At 59.0% G+C, this 19,973-nt stretch carries 11 protein-coding genes and 10 pseudogenes; 9 read left to right on the plus strand and 12 right to left on the minus strand.

Going from position 1 to position 19,973, the window contains the following annotated elements; translation table 11 throughout:
• Nucleotides 1–685: 685 nt before the first annotated feature.
• Both NKH41_RS23285 and NKH41_RS23290 read left to right on the plus strand, forming a co-directional pair.
• The gene (locus NKH41_RS23285) at nucleotides 686–1,021 is read left to right on the plus strand and encodes a hypothetical protein (protein ID WP_352934203.1); all 336 of its coding nucleotides are present in this window, start codon (nucleotides 686–688) and stop codon (nucleotides 1,019–1,021) included.
• Between the two features lie 904 nt (nucleotides 1,022–1,925).
• Nucleotides 1,926–2,534, plus strand: coding sequence for a DUF7146 domain-containing protein (locus tag NKH41_RS23290; protein ID WP_502906043.1), 609 nt, complete (start codon nucleotides 1,926–1,928; stop codon nucleotides 2,532–2,534).
• Nucleotides 2,535–2,575: 41 nt separating this feature from the next.
• On the opposite strand, the gene NKH41_RS23295 is transcribed toward NKH41_RS23290, so the two are convergent.
• The 5 genes and pseudogenes from NKH41_RS23295 to NKH41_RS23315 form a co-directional block, all read right to left on the minus strand.
• Nucleotides 2,576–2,890: a gamma-butyrobetaine hydroxylase-like domain-containing protein gene (locus NKH41_RS23295; protein ID WP_352934241.1), complete on the minus strand. Its 315-nt coding sequence runs from the start codon at nucleotides 2,888–2,890 to the stop codon at nucleotides 2,576–2,578.
• Nucleotides 2,891–3,246: 356 nt separating this feature from the next.
• A pseudogene (locus NKH41_RS23300) lies at nucleotides 3,247–4,286 on the minus strand (HPP family protein).
• Between the two features lie 3 nt (nucleotides 4,287–4,289).
• Complete coding sequence (locus NKH41_RS23305) at nucleotides 4,290–4,628, minus strand: Gfo/Idh/MocA family protein (RefSeq protein ID WP_352934209.1); 339 nt, start codon at nucleotides 4,626–4,628, stop codon at nucleotides 4,290–4,292.
• Nucleotides 4,629–4,637: 9 nt separating this feature from the next.
• Nucleotides 4,638–4,997, minus strand: coding sequence for a Gfo/Idh/MocA family protein (locus NKH41_RS23310; RefSeq protein WP_352934212.1), 360 nt, complete (start codon nucleotides 4,995–4,997; stop codon nucleotides 4,638–4,640).
• A gap of 15 nt (nucleotides 4,998–5,012) precedes the next feature.
• Nucleotides 5,013–6,032 (minus strand): annotated as a pseudogene (locus NKH41_RS23315) (sterol desaturase family protein).
• 130 nt (nucleotides 6,033–6,162) lie between these two features.
• On the opposite strand from NKH41_RS23315, the pseudogene NKH41_RS23320 reads away from it, so the two are divergent.
• Together NKH41_RS23320 and NKH41_RS23325 are read left to right on the plus strand one after the other, a co-directional pair.
• Nucleotides 6,163–6,288 (plus strand): annotated as a pseudogene (locus tag NKH41_RS23320) (LacI family DNA-binding transcriptional regulator); the annotation flags it as partial.
• A 55-nt stretch (nucleotides 6,289–6,343) separates the two neighbouring features.
• Nucleotides 6,344–6,565: pseudogene (locus tag NKH41_RS23325) on the plus strand (biotin synthase BioB); the annotation flags it as partial.
• Here NKH41_RS23325 and NKH41_RS23330 read toward each other — a convergent pair.
• A pseudogene (locus tag NKH41_RS23330) lies at nucleotides 6,510–6,731 on the minus strand (transposase); the annotation flags it as partial. The pseudogenes NKH41_RS23325 and NKH41_RS23330 sit on opposite strands and share 56 nt — an antisense overlap.
• A gap of 557 nt (nucleotides 6,732–7,288) precedes the next feature.
• On the opposite strand from NKH41_RS23330, the gene ectB reads away from it, so the two are divergent.
• Nucleotides 7,289–8,557, plus strand: coding sequence for a diaminobutyrate--2-oxoglutarate transaminase (gene ectB, locus NKH41_RS23335; RefSeq protein WP_352934215.1), 1,269 nt, complete (start codon nucleotides 7,289–7,291; stop codon nucleotides 8,555–8,557).
• Between the two features lie 859 nt (nucleotides 8,558–9,416).
• A pseudogene (locus NKH41_RS34200) lies at nucleotides 9,417–10,687 on the plus strand (MATE family efflux transporter).
• 44 nt (nucleotides 10,688–10,731) lie between these two features.
• Here the strand turns inward: NKH41_RS34200 and NKH41_RS23350 are convergent.
• The 5 genes and pseudogenes from NKH41_RS23350 to NKH41_RS23370 all read right to left on the minus strand — a co-directional run.
• Complete coding sequence (locus NKH41_RS23350; RefSeq protein WP_352934218.1) at nucleotides 10,732–12,069, minus strand: amidase; 1,338 nt, start codon at nucleotides 12,067–12,069, stop codon at nucleotides 10,732–10,734.
• Entirely contained in the window at nucleotides 12,062–12,280 is a 219-nt protein-coding gene (locus NKH41_RS23355) for a hypothetical protein (RefSeq protein WP_352934220.1), read from the minus strand. Before NKH41_RS23355 ends, NKH41_RS23350 begins: the two co-directional genes overlap by 8 nt.
• A 458-nt stretch (nucleotides 12,281–12,738) precedes the next feature.
• Nucleotides 12,739–14,061 (minus strand): MmgE/PrpD family protein, encoded by a 1,323-nt coding sequence (locus NKH41_RS23360; protein ID WP_502906044.1) that lies wholly within the window; start codon nucleotides 14,059–14,061, stop codon nucleotides 12,739–12,741.
• A gap of 1,009 nt (nucleotides 14,062–15,070) precedes the next feature.
• A pseudogene (locus NKH41_RS23365) lies at nucleotides 15,071–15,990 on the minus strand (IS5 family transposase); the annotation flags it as partial.
• 388 nt (nucleotides 15,991–16,378) lie between these two features.
• A pseudogene (locus NKH41_RS23370) lies at nucleotides 16,379–16,588 on the minus strand (transposase domain-containing protein); the annotation flags it as partial.
• Between the two features lie 96 nt (nucleotides 16,589–16,684).
• On the opposite strand from NKH41_RS23370, the pseudogene NKH41_RS23375 reads away from it, so the two are divergent.
• Nucleotides 16,685–17,751 (plus strand): annotated as a pseudogene (locus tag NKH41_RS23375) (IS110 family RNA-guided transposase).
• Nucleotides 17,752–18,054: 303 nt separating this feature from the next.
• On the opposite strand, the pseudogene NKH41_RS34205 reads toward NKH41_RS23375, so the two are convergent.
• A pseudogene (locus tag NKH41_RS34205) lies at nucleotides 18,055–18,165 on the minus strand (transposase); the annotation flags it as partial.
• A 78-nt stretch (nucleotides 18,166–18,243) separates the two neighbouring features.
• On the opposite strand from NKH41_RS34205, the gene NKH41_RS23385 reads away from it, so the two are divergent.
• Both NKH41_RS23385 and NKH41_RS23390 read left to right on the plus strand, forming a co-directional pair.
• On the plus strand, nucleotides 18,244–19,161 hold the full coding sequence (locus NKH41_RS23385; protein ID WP_352934226.1) for a class I SAM-dependent methyltransferase: 918 nt from the start codon (nucleotides 18,244–18,246) through the stop codon (nucleotides 19,159–19,161).
• A gap of 321 nt (nucleotides 19,162–19,482) precedes the next feature.
• Nucleotides 19,483–19,973 (plus strand): aminopeptidase P family N-terminal domain-containing protein (locus NKH41_RS23390; protein WP_352934229.1); only part of this gene is annotated, 491 nt, incomplete at its 3' end.

The raw sequence follows: 19,973 nt of genomic DNA on the forward strand, positions 1-19,973 counted from the left end.
TTTGTAAAATGTCTAGTGCTCAGGGTTAGCCGAAACGATGACTCATTGCCCTATTAAAGTGTCGCGGCATTCCCCATACTCTCGCAAAGTGACGGCGTATAGCTTTTGGCCGCCGCCAAATCGTTGCCAGAGCACGATAGCATTTCGATGTGCATGCCCTGTTGAGAATGAATGATTAAATGATCCAGTTTGGATGGTATGTCATCCAACTTATGAATTTGTCGTGTAACTCCTCATCCGGAGGGACACCCTGTTTCTCTGCCCCTGCGGCAGGCAGGCCCTGCAATCGTTGCCCCATACCATTTCGAAAGACCTGGTTCAGATCGAGCAGAAGCGAAACCTCGACGCCTCTGTTTCAAGAGGGTGGATGATTTCCCGACTAGGTAACGATGTGGCGGCTGTGCAGTTCACGATTCGCATTGCCGATCGCTCAAAACGGCCCGCAAGGCTTGGCCCCCGCGGAGTCGGCGAGGATCCAATCTCTATCCCTGTTCGATCTGGAAAAGGCGCCGGGTAATACGCCGCACTCTGAAGCCGATACCGCCAAAGGCGGCACCATGCCCCCAGCCTTCGAAAAACGCTTGATCCATGAGGGGCCATCCTATCTCCGTTGATCATTATAATGACTCTTGATCTGTGATATTATAATGATCAACATCGAAATAGGAGGCTATGTGTCATGCTCATGAGGTTCGCGTTCGCAATTTTCGCCGGCGGCGTACTCGCTTTCTTCGCCCTGCCCGATCAGGAAGCCGGCCTTCGCCTGCTCAGCTTTTCCACTGCTTTCTTGATCCTGTCCCTCGCCGCCGTCTGTGTCATCGAATTTCTAACTCAAAGTATCAAACATTATCGTCTTCGCTCGTCGTTACAGCCGTCGCGCTGTGATGACGATCTTCCTTTGCATGACGCTGCAAAGTTCGAGCGCTCCGCCTGGTCGACGTCCGGCGTCAACCCTAAGGATCCGAACCTGGTCTGGCAGTACCGCCTCAACGATCAGCGCGTTGGCCGCTTCAAACTTTAACAGGCTCTACCGTGCCAGGATCTGCTCAATCACGCGCAGAGACGATCCTCCTGTTCCGTCAGGTCTGCGATCTCCTGATACGGTAGCCCCAAATGATTCAACGCTGGCGCACGGCGGCGTCCCGAATTCCCAACAGGCCCATACCGAGACGCCCAGGGACGCCGCCAATGTGCCGATCGTCCGAAGGTCGGCGCAAGTGGTTCTCGTAATTACCTGATGCAACGGCTCCTGGTCGCCAATCTCGAGGTTGCGAAGGGCGCTCTCAGCGTATCCAGCCGCCCGGCCCGAAGGTTCCCGCCGCTGTCCTCGTTCGGCGCGGAAACCGTGCCCCGAGAAGGTTACGCGCCATTGGTCGCACGAGCGCGGTTATGCCGTCTGCTGGGAACTGGCCAGCCAGAAGCCCATTCGGCGCCGGAGCCCCGAGGCAGGCGCCAGCAGCGCCGCAACCTTGCGAAGAGGTTGGAGCACAACGCACCGCTGTTCGCGGACCGATTCCAAGCGGCAGAACGCGTGCGCCCCGGCTATTTCGCCGGGGATGTTCGACTCGCTATTAAATCATTCTATTGATCCGAGAGCGGCTTGGCGGCATTATCAGGCCCATGACAAAGGTGTCATGGCCAAGCGCTGCCCAGGTATATCGCGCCTTGGGAGGATTCCCGGCGCGCGGGAGCTACTTGTGCCGTTGCCCAGTACCAAGTCACGGGCAATGGAAAGGCGACCGCCATCCCTCCCTCTCTGTTCGTGACGGGGATTATCGTCTTATGCTCCACTGCTTTGCGGGCTGCGATCCCGTCGACATCGAGACCGCCATTGCGGACCTGGATTTGTCGAAGCGCGCGGCCGAGCCTCTGCGTCGTGTTCGTCCGGCTGCGCCCAAAACCACGGCAGCGGACGCGCTCGCGCTCTGGTCGTTAGCGATGGCGCTCGCCGGCACGCACGGCGAAGCTTATCTTGCCTCTCGCCGTCTGCCGGCGACGTGTTGCCAACTTTGCGCTTTCTGCCGAATTATCGATTGGGAAACAGGCGCTTTCCAGCGCTGGTGGCTGCTCTGCAGGCCCCAGACCGTTCGATCTGTTCGGTGCAACTCACCCTCTTGCACCCGACACGGCCAGAAAAGGCGGCGCTGGACGAGCCGCGCCGCATCATCGGCCCGAGCCGGGGCTTTGCTTTGCGGCTCGCCCCAGCGGCCGACATCCTTGGCATTGCCGAAGGTTACGAGACCGGCCATGCCGCAATGCTGCGCTACGGCCTGCCCGTATGGTGCTCACTGGGAGCGCCCCGCCTGCCTTTCCTTCAGATGCCCGCGAGCGTAAAGCGGGTCGTCGTCTTCGCCGATCCAGACAAGCCCGGCCTCAGCGCGGCCGAACGCGTTCGCGAAGCCAACCCTGGGCGCCAGGTCCTCATTCACAGACCGCCCGACGATCGCGATTTCGCGAAGTTGTGGGAGGACGATCCGACCACCGAGATCTTATCCCTGGATCTTCTGCTGCGCAAAACACTCGCCACCACCTGAAAGTCTCGGCGGCCAGCTTGCCGTCACCTGTAATCGCCGACCTAGCACCAACCATCGACATCACAAAGTTGCGGGTCCACGTGGCCGTCGGAGAAAACCAGACGTATGGCATATGAACCGATCCGCCTCTGCGCTCGTCCCGGTGACGGTGTCGAACGAACGTTTGTACCCTCGATGTCCGCCCGCACCTGCTGTGCCGCCCGGCTGCGCGCCCGCAGTATGGACGCCGGGATAAGCGAGACCGCACCGTCATCCCATGGAACGGAGAGAAGGTTGCGCGCGGCGGTGACCTTGAGCTCAAGAGGTATCACGGCGTTCCCTGATGGTTCGCCCCATCCTAGGGACCAGCGGAACATGGACACGCAATAAATTGCCTGCGGCCAGCATGCTTATTGAAACCGGGATAAATCGGGGCGGAACAAGATGGGTTGGTTGCCGCCCACCTCAACGGCATCGAGCGTGCCAAATAATGGGTCCTCCGGTCGCTGGCCTCTACCTTGGCCAATGCGATCGACTTCACATCTGCTCGCTCCCGGTGCGTGTCGCTATAGAGCGGCAAAGGTTGCCTGTATCCCGCGCCCGCTGCACGAACCGAAGGCCAGCCGAGAGAGTAGTGTAGCGGTTGAGAGCGCGGTCGCGTTTCAGAAGGTCGATGTACTTGTAAAGAGGAATTTCTTAGGGCGGAAGGCCGCACTTAAATCCGGATCACTATTTATGCCGCTGCCAGCGTTGTGTCTGCCATGTGCACGCGCGCTGCCGCCGCCAGCAGGTCGGTCTGAGTGATCAGCCCAAGAATGCGTCGCTCGGCATGGACGATGAGCAAAAAAGGCTCATCGCCGTCGTGTCGGGAGAGGCCGTGCCAGCCTTCGACATCACAGCCCTCACCGTGTCGGTCGCCTTCGTCAGCTCGCGCAGGGCAACTACGCCGACCAGCCCGCCCTCGGCGTCGGTCACCGGCAGCGTCCGGATGTTGTGGTCAAGCAACAAATAACGCGTCTGGTCGGCAGGCGCATGTTCATCGACCGAAATCACATCGCACGACATGATGTCCTCGCACAGCGGGGTCCAGTGGGAGCGTACCATCGCCTGCAACTCGACCTGCCGCAGCAGCCGCTCGAGAGCGGCCGATATCGAAGGTTCCCTCCAGCGCGCTGAGCGCGGCATCGACTTCCTCGGGCCGGAATCCGACCCGCTCGCGCGCCGGCGGATCGATCGTTTCATGCGTGCTTTTAAGGGCAGGGGCCGCCACATGTGCGACCAGCACGATCGAGTTCAGCGCCACCGGAACGAGGGAAACAGCAAGCCGGAGCTGAAGACGGCCGGTCCGCCGAACACCGCGGTCAAGGCGGCGGCGCCGCCCGGCCGATGCAGGCAGCGCGTGAATGACATAGCGGCGATAGCCAGCGCCACCGCAATGCCGGTAGCAAGCACGGGTTCATGCACGAAATGCGCCACGATCACCCCGACCAGCGCCGAAATCGTATGGCCGCCGATAATCGACCAAGGTTGCGCCAGCGGGCTTGAAGGCACGGCAAAGAGCAGCACGGCCGATGCTCCCATTGGAGCAACCAGCAGTTCGACATGTGGGCCAGACCCGTTCGCCAGCGCACTGATCACGCCAGTCAATGCGATGCCGATAATGGCCCCGATGCAGGCGAGCAGCCGCGCCGGGGAAGGCGCTCGCCTCCGCGCCGTTGTGCCGGGCGAGGTTGGGCGCCGGCCGGCTAAGCTCCACCGTGCCGTTTCTCGCAAACGTTAGGCGCGGATATCGTAGCCGTAGGCCGCGTTCATGAAGATCTCGACGTCGGCCAGCACACCACCTTCTAGTTCGAGCAGCAGCAATATGGGGTCGCGCAGCTCGCCCTCGCCCTTGCGGGCCGAACGCATGGCCGTAACGGCAACCACCTCCAGCCCGGTCAGCCAGTGCAGGATGTCGAACTCGTGTACCGTCGCGTTGGTGATCGACATTTCCGGCGTGAAGCAGCCAGGCGCGGCGGCGTTGCGATGGGCGCAGTGCAGCAGCAGCGGCCGCCCCAGCCGGCCGGACGTGAGCGTCTCGTGCATGCCGGCATAGGCAGGATCGAAGCGGCGCATGAAACCGACCTAGATCATGCGACCGGTGCGGCGCTCGGCCTCGACCAGTTCGAGGCACTCCCCGACAGTCGGCGCGACCGGCTTCTCGCACAGCACCGGCTTGCCCGTCCGCAGGCAGGCGAGCACCAACCCGGCATGAGTATGATCTGGAGAGGCGATGACGACGGCCTCAACCGCCTCGTCCTCGATCAGCGCGAAGCCGTCCGTGTAGTGGCGGCGTGCACCGTTGGCCCGCGCCGCTTCGCTCGCCCGCCGCTCGTCGGGATCCGAGACGGCGACGAGTTCGGCGCCGCCGACATGGGTTGCCAGCGTGCGCGCATGGTCCGCCCCCATGATGCCTGCGCCGACGACACCGATTCCGATGGTCAAGAGCGCGACCGGTCCTCAGGCCGACCTGGAAGCATGCTTTTCCGCCTGACGACGAGCCCGCGCCATGAAGCGCTCGTCCATGCGTTTCTGCGCTTCGGGGGAACCGTCGTGAAAAGTGCCGAGCCACTTGTCGAGCGGGATAACGCCATCGGCGTAGTTACACTCGAAACATTGTGATGGAGGTAATGGTCATAGGAATGGGTGTCGACCACGGTCCCCTCCCCAACCACAAGCTTGTCGAAGCCGACGTGGCCAGGCGCCGGCGAAAGCCCCCATGCAGCAGGTGGAAGACGGCGTGAAGCGGGTGCGACGGCACGATCCAGTGGATCAGCACGCCCGAGAAATAGAGCAGGTGCTCCACCGGGTGCATGGCCCGCCCCGACCACGGCCCCGGATTGACGTTGTTATGATGCAGCTTGTGCACAGATGATGAGCGGCGGCCAGTGGATAAGCCTGTGCACGCAATAAAAGTGCAGGTCGCGGAAAGTCGGGATCAGCGCCATCACGACGATACAGTAAACGGGGTGCTCCTGAAAATTAACATAGGGGATGAAGCCGTTGGCGAAGGCCCAGAGCGTCAGCACCTCGTAGGCCGTCCACATCGGCACGCCGCTCAGCAGCGTCCAGATCATGTTGTCGGCCGTCTGGTTGCGAAACAGGAAGGCGGGATTGTCCGTGGACGGCCACCTGGCGTTGAACTTGAAGCTGCTTCCCTGCCGCTTGCGGATGTAGAGCCTGAGGTGAAAGCCGCCGAAGAACAGCAGCACGATTACCCAATTTCGCGCGAGCAGGTACCCCACCCAGCCGGGCGAGAAAGTCTTCATCGTCGCCCTGTCTGGCGTGAGGTAGAGCCACAGGATCGCGGCGAGAACTGCATAGACCAATTCCAGGGAAGAATGTAACCCGGATAGCCGAACAGCCATTTCCCAATGCGCAAGGGCCGCGCCGGCCAGACGAAGACTGGCGGATATTCGATCAGCTTGTTAGGCTTCCAGTCCCCGCGCTTGTCGGGGTCCCGTAACGCGCGTCGTCCATGACATTCCTCCGCATCCCGCCGCCGGCACGGCCTCGAACATAGCCGCCGCGATGGCGTGGCGTGGGAAATTAGCTTGACAACGGACCGGCCCGACAGTTGGATTTTGAAGGGAAACCTTCAAAATCGGCCATGACCAAGACGACAACGCTGAAACAGATCGCGCGGGATGCTGGCGTCAGCCTTTCAACCGTGGACCGGATCATCAACAATCGCGGTGGTGTGTCGCCAAAGCGCGAGCAGCTGGTACTGGCGGCGGCCCACCGGCTGCGGCTGGATCGGCTAAGCTTTCGAACCCCGCTGCGCACCATCCGCATCGCCTTTGCAATGGCCTCACCGGGAAACCTACAACCACAACATCGATACGTCGGAACGCCACTACAGCGAGATCATCAGCACGCGCAGCTTCGCCGACCGTCTCGAGACGCTCGAGCATGTCCGTCAATCCGGCATGGGCGAAGAGGCAATCGACCGGATCGATATGCTGGTGACGCTGGCCAATCTGCCGGCCCCGAACGGACCAGGTAGCGCACCGCATTGATCACCTCGCGAAAATCAACCTCGCGCGGACGGCCACGCCGCCCAGGCTTGGGCATCAGCGGCGCGAACTGCTCCCACTCCTCATCCGTCAAATCCGACGGGTAGCGCTTGATCTTCTTGGCGATCTGGGCCATCCGGCCACGGCTCTGCTTTGTCCACATCCACAGCTTGAATCATAACCCAGCCTCAGACGAAACCCCAGCAAGCCGATTTTCGAAACGGCCTCTTACCGCCTCATGGATTGCCTGGAAGAAGCGCCTTTGAATGCTCGAGAGGCGGCCGGGGGCAGTTTATAAGGCCTTGTCCGCCGTTCCACAGCTTCCATACGGAAGCCTGGTCGAAATCGACGGCGCGATAGATGTGGTGGACGAGTGTCTGGCCGTGGCCCGTAGAGCGGGGATCGCCGTACCGGCCATGCCTTGGAAGCCGTGACCGCTCTCGCCCGCACTATGCCCGATCAATATTCCTCTGGATCTGGCGTGCGGCAAATCGAGATCGACCGGCGAACCGGGCGTTTATCGAGATTTCGAGGTGCATATTTGCCTATCTGCCCATGCAAGATCAAACGGCGATATTGTTTCAAATATTACATTACAGAAAAACTCTCGTAACCTGAAATTCACTTAAAATCATCTTATGAGCCACAGGGATATGGTAAAGCGTTGGCTCAACGATTCGCATAAGATCGTGCGCAGGACTGTAATCTTGAGGATCGATTATGCTCAGTAACGCCAACTCGCTACTTACCTTCGAAAACCTCGAATCGAACGTGCGGTCATATTCGCGGTCCTTTCCTGTAGTATTCAGGACGGCTGAAGGAGCCATTCTCGAGGACGAGGACGGTCGCGAGTTTGTCGACTTTCTCTCTGGCGCGGGCACCCTCAACTACGGTCACAACGATCCTGATTTGCTAAATGACGCAATTAAATACTTGGACTCGGGAGGGATAGTTCACGGCTTGGATATGGCTACCTCAGCCAAAAGAGAGTTTATAGAGCGTTTTGACGAAATAATATTGCGGCCGCGTGGTCTGACCTACAAGTTTCAATTTCCTGGTCCCACCGGAGCCAACGCCGTGGAAGCCGCTTTGAAACTCGCACGCAAAGTCACCGGGCGGCCCGGTATCATTTCATTCACCAACGGCTTTCATGGAGTGAGTTTGGGCGCCCTTGCGGTAACGGGTAACCGATATTACCGAGGCGCGGCAGGCCTTCCTCTAACCGGCGCAGTGTTCATGCCCTATGATGGGTATTGGGGAGCCGATAAAGACACTTCGGACTGTCTGGACAGGGTGCTTGGTGATGCAAGCAGTGGTGTCGATCTGCCCGCTGCCATCATTACGGAAACCGTCCAGGGCGAGGGCGGCATAAACCCTGCTACCAAAGATTGGCTACGGGCAATCGAGCGACTTTGCAAAAAGTACGGCGTCCTTCTGATTGTGGATGATATTCAGACAGGCTGCGGACGAACGGGCAGTTTCTTCAGTTTCGAGTTCGCTGATTTGGCGCCAGACATCGTTTTGTTGTCCAAGTCCCTTAGTGGCTGTGGGCTGCCGCTGTCTCTTTTGCTGCTCAAACCTGAACTAGACGTTTGGCGACCGGGCGAACACAACGGCACATTCAGAGGCAATAACCTTGCGCTCGTGACGGCGACTGCCGCATTACAGAAATACTGGACCAATGAAAAGTTGTCAGATCACGTTGCAGAGGCAGGGCGAATCATGGGCGAGCGCCTTCGGCAGATCACTGAACGTAGCCGAGATCACAGCCTCTCCGCCCGTGGAAGGGGCATGATGCTAGGGCTTGATTGCAATACGGGTAAACTTGCCGAAAAAATCGTCAGCAAGGCTTTTCAAGATGGGCTTGTGGTGGAGCGATGCGGCGCAGAGGACGAGGTCATCAAGCTTCTCCCTCCCTTAACCATCGACAAGCAGGCGCTTCATCGTGGTCTGGACATTCTGGATACGTCTGTGCACGCAAACGCCTAGACATTGTGCAATACACGACTGGCAGGAACCGAGCCCGCCGGCTTGACTATGCAGATGTGGACCCACCCGTTCTGGCAGCCGAGCTCTTGCGTGGCGTTGCTCTCGCGAAGATTGAACTCCACGATTTGCAGCGTCCCTCCGTTGACGTGCTGCACAACGCCGACCCAATTGGCTCTGGCGCAAGTGAGGCGTATCACATCGACATCAGCTATCCGACAAAGCACGACTAAGATCTCGCGGAGCGACCCAGAACTCAGCATAATTACGCCGGCGTCGCCAACCGATAGCGTTGACGTTCGGCACGATATCGGGAGGCGAGTGGCTCGCCTCGGGGCCAAGCAAGTGCCGTTTTGAAGGCCCCATCGGCTTCTACCCGGGCGAGAAGGCAGAGGCGCGCGCGATGAAGTTTGGGCGCTTTCTCAGAGCCTTTCTGAACAACCCGCAACTGAAAGGATACCCAGAGCCGGAGATCAAGTGGGTCCGTGTCAAGCCGGGTGGATGTTCTTCCGGCAGGAAACGAAGCAGGAGCACTTCTGGCAAAAGCACACTTATCTCGCCGACAGTTCGGAAGACTTCCGCGCTTCGTAATGCCTTGCACGCCACTGTCTTTGCCTTACACGGCGATATGACCAGCCTTGTCTACGAACCGGATACCGAAAAGATTCGTACTGGCTAGCCGGATCGAACTTGAGACAGGTGGAAGCTACCTCGTCCTGACGGGTTTGGTCGAACAATGGCGCTCCTCTCAGGCCTTGAGGTCAGCCTTTGGTGATGTAGGCCCATGGCAGAGATCGCCGGTCTGGCTGTTGCGGCGATCCCGTGGCTCCGGGGCATATCGCCGGTAATAAAAAACGGTGCAATCGATCCAACAGGAGCCGAAAATGGAACAGAAAGCGCCAATCCGAGCTCCAGGCCGTTCCGGGTAACCAGTCGGCAGGTACTAGCAGTCGCCATCCCGATGACGCTCGCATACCTCACGACGGCACTGCTCGGCCTCGTCGATACGGCGGTAGTCGGCCGATTCGGCAAATGCAGCTTCGGTTGGAGGTCTTGCGGCCGGGGCGGTGCTCTTCGACATCGTCTTCGCAACCTTCAATTACTTGCGCTCCGGCACGACCGCGCTAGTAGCCCAGGCTTTCGGGAGGAACGACGCTCTGGAAGAGAGGGCGGTCTTCTGGCGGGCATTTGTCATCGCCGCGATTTCCGGGCTGGCCTTGCTGTTGTTTTCGCCGTTGATTGCCACGGCTGGTGAATCGTTCATGAACACGGGACAGCCTGTGACCGCCACAATGGACCTCTACATCCGCATCCGCCTTGTTGCGGTGCGGTGCCTGCCGCCCTCACTTAACTATACCATTCTCGGCAATTTCCTAGACTAGGTCGCGGCAATTCAGGCCTCGGACTTCTTCTGAACGGGATGAATGTCGTCTTCCTAGGTCTTTATCTCGGCTGGGGTGTTGCAGGCGAAATGTCGCGACAGCATACGTTCAACATGGTGGCGAGAAGGCGGATGCTTCACCTCAGCGGTGACATAGTGATCCCTTCGTGTATGCTCCTGGGCGCCTACTTGCTGTCCGCGGGACAGGCGCCCAGCTTGGTACGTTGACCCTCGCCGCCAATGCGGTGCTGATGCATATATGCATGGTTGCGGCCTAACTCCTTGATGGGTTTGGGGCAGTCGCCGAACAGCTCGCCGGGCGAGCCATTGGCGCACGTTGTCAGCCGGCTTTCTCGCGAGCCGTCAGACTGTCTGCAGGGTGGGGATTCGTGCTTGCGGGCCTTGCGAGCGTTGTGATCTTGGTATTCGGCGAACAGCTCATTGGCGCCATAACAATGGCAGCGGAGCTGCGTGCCGAGGCGGTTCACTATCTTCCATGGTCCGCCTTCGCGGCACCGAGCGGCGTACTGGCCTTCCAGATCATCGGCGTCTTCGTGGGCGCAAGTTGGTGGCTCGACGTGCGCAATATGATGCTCTTATCCTTCGCAGCCTTTGTCATTGCTTTGATCGCATTCGGCCAAATGTTCGGCAACCACGGGCTCTGGGCCGCATTTCATGTTTTTCAGCTCGTGCGAGGGACAAGCCTGTTGCTGATCCTGCGTCGCCGCGCCGACACCGCTTTCGTGGAATGACCACTCATCGTGCCGGGTTGCTTGAAGGGACTGCTTCGCCATGGTCAGGATTTGCACACCTTGCATAGGTTCTCGAGAATGAGGGCGATCCCGAAGAGCTGGGCATCGGAGCCGGGCGATCCAACAATCTGCACAGCGACCGGCAGGCCGCCGCTCGGCGAGGAGACCGGCAACACTAGCGCCGGCGCGCCTACCAAGTTGAAGAAGGAAGTGAACAACGTCAACGCATTGCCAACCGGAATAGTCTGCCCCGCAAAGGCTACGTCAATGGTCCCGACCTGCGGCGCCGTGATCGGACACGCCGGCGTCAGCAGGACATCGAACGTCTGCATGGTCTGCGCAAACGCTCGCCTGTAAGTTCCCAGCATGCGCTTACACTGGATGTAGCTTTCTGCCGACAGAAACTGGCCCAACACCATACCGCAGCGCAGGTCAGCACCGAATCGATCGCGATCGCGGGCGAGATTGGGGCCGTGATAGGTAAGGGTCTCGGCGAGTTGAATTGTCAACGAGACTGTGCGGGCTTCGGACTGGTCTGGGAGTTCGATCGCGCCGAACGTTGCCCCCCACCTTCGCATGTGCGCCTTGGTCGCGAGGAACGCGTCTCGCACCGACTCCTCGCATTTTTCCTCGCAGCCCTCGACCAGCGCAACCCTCAGCGCCGCGCCGGGTTGCGTCGCCGGCGGGAGCTTCGCGATGTGCCTGACGACAAGCTCTAGATCCTCAACTGAGGCCGCGAGTACGCCCGCATGGTCCAACGACCAGCAACAGGGGATGACGCCATCGAGACTGATCAGGCCATAGCTCGGTTTGTACCCGGCGATGCCGCAGAGCGCGGCCGGAACGCGAACCGAGCCGCCGGTATCCGTGCCGAGCGCGAACGGCACAATGCCAGCCGCCACGGCCGCCGCGGAGCCGCTGCTAGAGCCGCCAGCGAGCCTTGTCTCGTCATGCGGGTTGACGACCGTTCCGGCCCAGCGGTTCTCCCCGGTCGCGCCATAGGCGAATTCGTGGAGGTTCGTTTTCCCGATCAGGGCCGCCCCCGCCGCGTCCAGCATGCAAATGGCTGCCGCCGACGTGTCCGGCACGTTGTTCTCTAGAACCCTGCTGCCACCGGTGGTTCGGATGCCGCGCGTTTCGAACATGTCCTTCGCGGCGTAAGGAATTCCGTCAAGTGGGCCCAGAACGCGGCCCGCCCTTCGGCGTACATCGGACTTCCCTGCTTGGTTCAGCGCGTGGTCAGCGGCCACCGTAATGAAGCTGCGCAACGAGGAATTGGTCCGTTCGGCCGCAGCGATGCATTCTCTGACAATTTCGACCGCGGACCGGTTGCCGCTCTCGAGTGCGGCCACGATCGTCTTGATTGACCTTGAATCAGTCATGGCCAGAGTCTGATGCTTGCGCCGCGGCGTCCGGCCCGATGTGGCCCAGGTCCTTGGCGACAATTCTGCGCAAATCCGAGAGCACGCTCTCAAAGCTGGAGACGACTCCGAAACGGGTCGTTATCAACTGCTCAAGGTCGTCGTCGATGAGTTGTCTACCGACAATCTCGGGGGCGATGGACTTCAAGGTCTCCAGACGCGGTTTTGCCATCGTTCCTCTCTCGCCACGGATGCTCAGTGAATTACTCTCACCAAGGTACCATTGTCAGCGACCTGCGGTTGCAAAGATTCTGTAAAGTTAGTTGACGGATCCGATACAGCCGTGACAGCCGGCGCGATGTCAGCATCGCGCCTCCGCGTTCTTGTCAATGGCGACCATGAACTTGAAGTTCTCCATGCCGGCAACATGCTGGACGGCACCATCGGAATTCAGCAGCATAAAGGTCGAGCGTGGCAAGGCGTCGCCGAGCTTCGCCCGTAATTCCTCTGTCTCCTTATGCCGCCCCAGGTCCCCTCAAGCCCCCCTCAAGCCCCGCCCCGCTGACACGAAAGATGTTGGCGGTCCCCTGCATAGTCCGAGTGAACGCCTCACTCATCGGGCTGACAAATTCTGGAAGATCAGGCTACCTCACGTGGGGCCTTCCCTCCGGCGCGATCTCTTTCAAAGTTTCAGCTTTCCAGCGGCGTGAGTGCAGCCAGAAGAGGCAGAAAGCCTGCGGTGTCGAGGCTAGCTATCGCCGATATGATCTCGTCCTGCCACTGCGGGTGAAGGCTTTTTCGGGCGATGTTTTTGAACTTCTCCATTATCTGGTTCGTAGATAACGGGTTCGCGACATCTCCTAACGGATGCAACACGATCATCTCTTCGGGGCCGCCCCCTTGATCCATGACGACACGTGCAGGGGTTCCGACTGGAAATGCGGAAGCAAAAATGGGCGACGGCTCAAGCTCAATGCGCGCGGCCAACTCGAGAACATGTGCATCTGCAAGACGCTCCATCTCCATAGGCTGTAGAGCTTCCCGACCGTATAAAGCCGCCACCGCGCAGCTGAAATAGAAGCTGTACTGTCCACCCTCCAAGGTGCTGGGGGCACGCTCGTTTGCTAGGCGCATCGCCTGCGGGAAAGTCTCGATGCGTAGCTTTCGTATTTCTTCTCCGTCCCGACGCATGGCAAGGATCGCATCGATTGCTGCGTGAATGTAGCGGCAGCATGCATATGGCTTGAGGTAGCACCTTTCAACTTCCCACGATGACCCAACATTGCCTGTCAATAGCTGGCGAGTGAACCGATCGTGGTCATCAAGAAGATCAAGCGGGCCAGTTGCGGCTGCCCGCGCGCGATAGGCCGCGGTGATACCTGCAACCACGGCAGGGGGAATCCCTTCCTTGATCGTGCTGCCCTCGAACTTGGAGTTCGCGGTCAAAAAGACGATAGGTCCTTCGGAGCCGGCGATCGCCAGCGCATGGGCGGTTTCTGTTGCACTCAAACCTAAGAGACGGCAAGCTGCTGCCGCAGCTCCATAGCTGACCCACCGTCCGCTTGCATAGGTATCGATTGTTTTAACAGGACGAGAGCTCGCGACTCGCAGAGCGATTTCGTATCCGAGTGCAATTGCAACCACGGTCTCCGAGTCTGACGCGCCGACAGCCTGAGCCACTGCCAAGGCGGCGGGAATGACGCCGGCACCGGCATGGCCCCCTGCGCTGCGGTGACCATCATCGATGTCCAGCGCGCTTGCGGCAGCGCTATTCGCCATCGCGGCGCCTACGACACTAGAGTGTTGGTCTGTCAACCAAATGCTGATGGAGCCTTCGCCGTAGGCTTCCAGCGCGGCCCTCCTGGCGGCATCCGCTAACGGGGATTGCAGGCCCGCGGCGGTAGCGCCGATGAGATCTAATATGAGCAATGAAATTGTCTGCCGTGTAGCCGCTGGCAGCGCACCTTCGGAGTAGCTGCTAACGAAGTCGGCGAGTTCAGTTAGGGACTGCACCTTAGCGCTCCGATAGATCACGTTCTTGGCGAATGAAATGGCCTGCCGCGCACGGCACTTATTAGCGCCACTGTCCATCTTGTTGCCCGTGCCTTGGCTCGAAGCCGACGATCAAGACAGTTCTGCCTGAAGCTGACAGAGCGGCAAGCGTATTTTGGGAGGTCTGGATTACCGATAGCCCCACCGAATGCGATCTGGCGCGGACCTGACATGCTGCTTCTTTCCTTCGTTCCATCGATTGCGATATGACCCACGACATGAATTATCGGCTGGCAGCCTCTGCCGCCTCGTGACGATGGGTCTCAAAAGTCGTGCCAACCGCGCAGAAAGAGCCGCAGAAATAATATTCTGCTTACTCATCAGAGATTTAGATGAGAGCTCCGCAGGAAGCCAATCCGAACACTACCGTGTCTGGTACCCGACAACCCGACAGGTATCGATGGCCTGGAGGATGGATGTGTTGCAACGTTTCTGCTATGGAGAGTGGCAGGGGATTCTTCAACCATTTCGGAGGATTGCGATCTTTGTGTGCGCTGCTACCTGGCCTGATGTGGCCTTCTTGGGGTCAAGGATAAATTCAGCAAACGCATGAGCTGAACCCCAGGACTGTTTCGGCATCCAAGGTCTGAGCCCGGTTGCATGACCCGAGCGTCTCCGAGCATGATCAACCTCAATGCGGTCGCCGTTCAATACGGCTGCACCAATCTCCCGCCGACGCATCGGCGCCATGCGCTTGGAAGACCATCTTCGCCAGATCGAGACCGATTGTGCTAACTTCACCCACGGACGCCTCCTTCAAGTGGTGTGGTCAACGCCTCCACTTTGGCAGCGTCAACCCAAATCGCTTGCGGCGAGCAAGGGCTCAGGAGGATGAAACTATTCTACAAAACGGCATTCAGGCCATGGCAGCTATCGGTTCATCCACCTGGATCGGCCAGGAATGATCGGGTCCTGGCGGATTACGGAATTAGGGTCAAACAGCCTTCATCACGGCGCATTCGATCACGATGAACTGGCCGCCCTTTGAACGCTTCAGCGTCGTCGCCACGGACACCTTCACCCCGAACTCGTAGGGCGCGTGCGCCTTGCCCTTGCCGATGCATTCCACCTCGTGCGCATGCAGGCTGTAGATCTTGCGGCCGCGCTGGCGCTGACGCTGTTCGAGAACGGTGGAGGCCTGGTAGAGCGACCATTTGAAAAGCGCGTCCAGCTCCGCGTCGCCGGCGATCTGACGGGAGATGTCGCGGACGGTGCGCCCCAGATACGTCCTGAGCCTGCGCAGCGCCTTGTTGGCCCGCTTGAATTGCTTGGCGTGGGCGTAGCGCTGATACATGATCAGCGCCTGTTTGCCGACCCGGACATAGGACTGACGCAGGTCGAGCCGCGTCTTCTTCGCCAGCCGCACCAGCCGCTCGCGGGCGCGATGGATGAGCTTGGCGTCGGTCGGGAACATCACGTTCTTGGGTTGAACCGTCGTGTCGACAATGACCCGGCGCGTATCCTGCGGCTTCATCGCCCCAGTCTTGACCGCAATGCTGAGGCTTTCCTGCAGCAGCACCATGATCCGCTCCTCGCCCATGCGGCTGCGCCAGCGCATCATCGAGGAGCGGTCGAACGGCAGGTCGTGGCGGAAGAACTCCTCGCCGCACAGATACTGGAAATACGGGTTCTCGATCCAGCGTGCGCACAGCGCCTCGTCTGACAGGTTGAAGGTGTGCTTGAGGACGGCGAGCCCCGCCATCAGACGGGTCGGCAGCGGCGGCATGCCGGGACCGTCTGAATAGACCGCACCGAAGCGCGCCTCCAGCACCGGCCAGTCGATGGTGCGGGCCAGCCGCACCATCTCATCGTTCATGTGAGGATCTGATCAAGGCGAGCGCGGAACAGATCCTGTTCTCCAGTCTCGCGCCGCTCGCGTGGTCTGCCCATCGCCTGGCTCCCGATTCACTGCGATGAAAGCAGTGAATCACGCTTCGCCAGGCGGCGAAATCGCAAACTGGAATTGCGAGAAAACTATCCACAAACTGGCCGTTACCTGCAATTCGGAAGCCTGAAAAGTAGACTATTCCTATGCGATATCAGCGGCTTCCGTATTCTTCACGGCCGACGATTGCGGTTTGCCGCCTCTTGCGCCTTGGCCAGCAACGCGGCTCGCGTGGCCTCCGCGGCCTTGAACGAGAAGCAGTTCCAGTCGATCGGAGATGCCTGTGCAAACAATAATCCTGGATACGGTTAACATTCGTTCGCCGGTTAGCACCTGACGCTCTCGAGTAATGCGACGACGGTCTTCCTCTTTCGTAAGCGCCTCGCCGATCGCCTATGGATTTGGTGTTTTCCGGAATCGCCAAGGCATGAGTTCCTCGATCTGGCTCTGCGGATGGCCGTTGATGATGGCGTCGAGGGTTTCGGCGAGGTAGGCAACGGGATTGACGTCGTTGAGCCTGCAGGTAGCCACGACGGATGAGAGCAGCGCCCAGTTTTCGGCCCCGACTTCATGGCCAGCAAACAGAGCATTTTTTCTGGTCAAGCACGCTGTGGCAGAGTGGGGTTGCTGGTCAAATTAACTTTGTGAAGGCAAATCCTGCTTTATGTTGCAACTGATCGGCCCGAGGCGCCTGCCGCTATCCGCACCCATCTTGGCGCTACGGTCGGGGATGAGCGTATGTCGAAGCATGCGGTGCGAGGTGGTGATATTGCGGGACTGCTGGCGCGCTTTGCACAGCTTCGGGAAAAGGCTCAATTGCGCACCGGGAGACCTTTCCGATTTGTCGTCATCCAAGAGGCCGGTTTGGACGGGTTTTGGATCCACCGTGTCCTGGAGCGTGAGGGGATCGAGAGCCATGTTCTTGACCCTGCCTCCATTGCCACCTCGCGCCGGCGACGGCGGGCGAAGACCGATAAGATCGACGGCGAAACGCTGGTGCGCGCACTGCTTGCTTATAAACGCGGCGAGCCACGCGTATGCGCGATGGCGAAGCCACCGACGCCCGAAGCAGAGGATCGGCGCCGGATCTGCCGGGAGCGCAAGGTCCTGGTCAGTGAGCGGACGAGCCACGCCAATCGCATCAAGGGCTGCTATTTGCGCAAGGGATAACCGGCTATGATCCGCTGCGACGTGACCGGCGCGACCGGCTTGACGATCTCCGGACGGGTGATGGCCGTGTGCTGGGCAGGCAGCTCAAGGCGCAGCTCATTCGCGAACTCGATCGCCTCGAGCTGCTGTTCGAGCAGATCAAGTCAGTCGAAGCCGAGCGTGACGCGTTGCTGGCCGCCGATGTCGCTGACACGCCTGTGGCGTTCCTGCTCGACCTCAAAGGCATTGGCCCCGAGAGTGCCGCCATCTTGTATACGGAAGGGCTGTTCCGAAAGTTCGACAACCGAAGGCAGGTTCCAGCCTATGCCGGGCTTGCACCGACGCCTTGGCGGAGCGGATCAATCGACCGCGAGCAAGGCGTCTCAAACGCTGCCAATTCCCGGCTGAGAACAACGATGATCGAGCTTGCCTGGCTGTGGCTGCGCTACCAGGCCGAGTCAGCGCTCTCTCGTTGGTTCCGCGAACGAGCAGCGTGTAACGCTGGGCGCGGGCGCAAAACAGCGATCGTCGCGTTCGCACGAAAGTTGCTCGTCGGTCTCTGGAAATATGCGACCGCAGGGGTGGTCCTCGAGGGCGCCGTCATGAAAATCGCCTAGGCGATCAACCCTGCATGCCTGTGCCAATCAGCCCCCGCGGATTCCAGGGAGACAACCGAATCCGCCGCTGGTCTGAACCACCGACAGGAAGAATGGTCGCGTCCTCCTGAGCCCTTGCCCGCCGAATGCGGGATATTGGTGCAGCCGTCCCAGACGGCGACCGCATGTGAGTTGGACCAGGCTCGGAAATACGCCGCGCCGCGTCAACGCAGTTGGGCTCAAATCCTGGAAGCTCCGCCAACAGAAAAGGAGGAATTATGCGCCTTCGATATCACTTGACCCTGCAACTCGTCATGTGACGGTGACCATTTGCCGATTGCTGGGCAGGTAGTCCTTCCAGCGGAGACGAACCGCGCTGTCCTCAACGTCGATGAGGCGGTGGTTGGAAACGGCGACGCGGTGCGCATAATGCCCAGCAGAAGAGAAGGCCGGAATGTGCCTCGAGAGAACCCCATGCCGGCTGACGATACAGTCTCCAACGCGGGATGCTCAATGACTGTTGTAAAACAGTGTAGACTGTTGCAAAAATTTTACAATTTTTACAATAGTGTGAAAAAGATTCACAAATATTATCTTTATAGAATGTTCACCATGTGCGAAATAAGCCAAGACCTAAGTGATGAACATGCCATCAAATTAAAGGAAAAACATATGAATGATGCTGCAGGAGAAACCATTTTGCTACCTGAAATCGACTCATACTTCGGAGATGATTACGTCTATTTTGGGGATGTGATCAATTCGCCGGCGACAAGCGACCGGCAAGTTGGAGTAATTTGGAATCTTCTTTCTCTTGCCCAAGGGAACTCAGTTCTTGAACTTGGGTGTGGCTATGGGCGGATTACCAACCGATTGGCGGAAAAAGGAGCGCAGGTAGCCGGACTTGATATCGCGCCGACCTTGCTAAAAAAAGCCGAAGCGGATGCGGCTGAACGCGGTGTAAATGTCGAGTATGTTCTGGGCGACATGCGCTCAATTCCCTGGAGAGATCGATTCGACGCGGCTTTTCTATGGTACACGACGTTTGGCTATTTCGATGACGCGGATAATGAGAGAGTTCTTCGTGAGGCCGCTTCTTCACTTCGAAAGGGCGGACGTCTGCTGATAGATAACCCCACTCGCTTCGACCCGCGCCACAAGTTTCCTATATGCTCCGTTGCGCAGCGTAACGACGATGTACGAATCGATATATTTAGCAACGATGTACTAAGCGATCGCGAGAACCTCGAAAGGATTATCGTCCGCGATGGACGCGTTAGACGAACGCACCTTTCTTACAGGCAATATGGGTTTTCTGAATATGTTCGCATGTTGCGAAGCGCGGGCTTCGAGACTGTTGAAGCTTATGGGAAGGAAGGGGAACCGTTTACAGCCGATAGCTCGCGCCTCGTGGTAGTCGCACACAAATAATATCAACGGCATAGCCTAGCTGAACTGGTGTCTGTCCGAGAAACCGTTAGAAGACCATCCAGCGGCGAAATCCATCGTTAGACGCCTATCTTAGGGGATTTCGGCAAGACCTATGGTTTTTTGAGACTTTGCGCGTTGGCCAACGTACGCCTTCGAGAAAGTATGCCAATTGGCCGCCGCCGCCCTTCACCAGCCAAAGCATGTCGGGCAGGCATCTAGCGCATCCCCCAACGGTAGCTCGCGCTTTGGCAGGCTCCGCACATTGTCGGTTTCCGCAAGGTTGCCGCCCGCTTCATCTTTACAAAGGTAGGAGAGCTAATAATGCCAGCATTTACCCAACAAGAATATCGCGAACGCACGAATCGACTTCGCCAACAGATGGCGGAGCGTGGCATTGACGCACTGCTCGTCCTAAACGAGTCAAATATGAACTATCTGACTGGTTATGAGGGGTATTCCGATTACGTCCCACAACTGGTTCTCGTGTGTCAGGACGAAGAAGATCCGTGGTTGATATTGCGCGAGATCGATACCTTCTGCGCAACACGGACGTCGTACCTGCCCCAACCGCGCGTCCTAAGTTATCCGGAGAAATACATTGGTTCGAGCCAGCGCACGCCATGGCAACCGATTGCTGATCTGGTCAAGGAGCGTTGGAAATCCGGTCGGATTGGCGTCGAAATGGGGGCAAAAATACTTGGCATGAAAGGTCATGCCGCGCTTTCCGGTCACTTGGATCTCTCAAACGCTATCGATGCCGATGGCATGGTTGTTACGCTGCAACGAGTGAAGTCGCCGGCGGAACTCGCCTA

Source organism: Mesorhizobium sp. M1169 (assembly GCF_040318345.1).
In the GTDB taxonomy this organism is placed as follows: domain Bacteria; phylum Pseudomonadota; class Alphaproteobacteria; order Rhizobiales; family Rhizobiaceae; genus Mesorhizobium.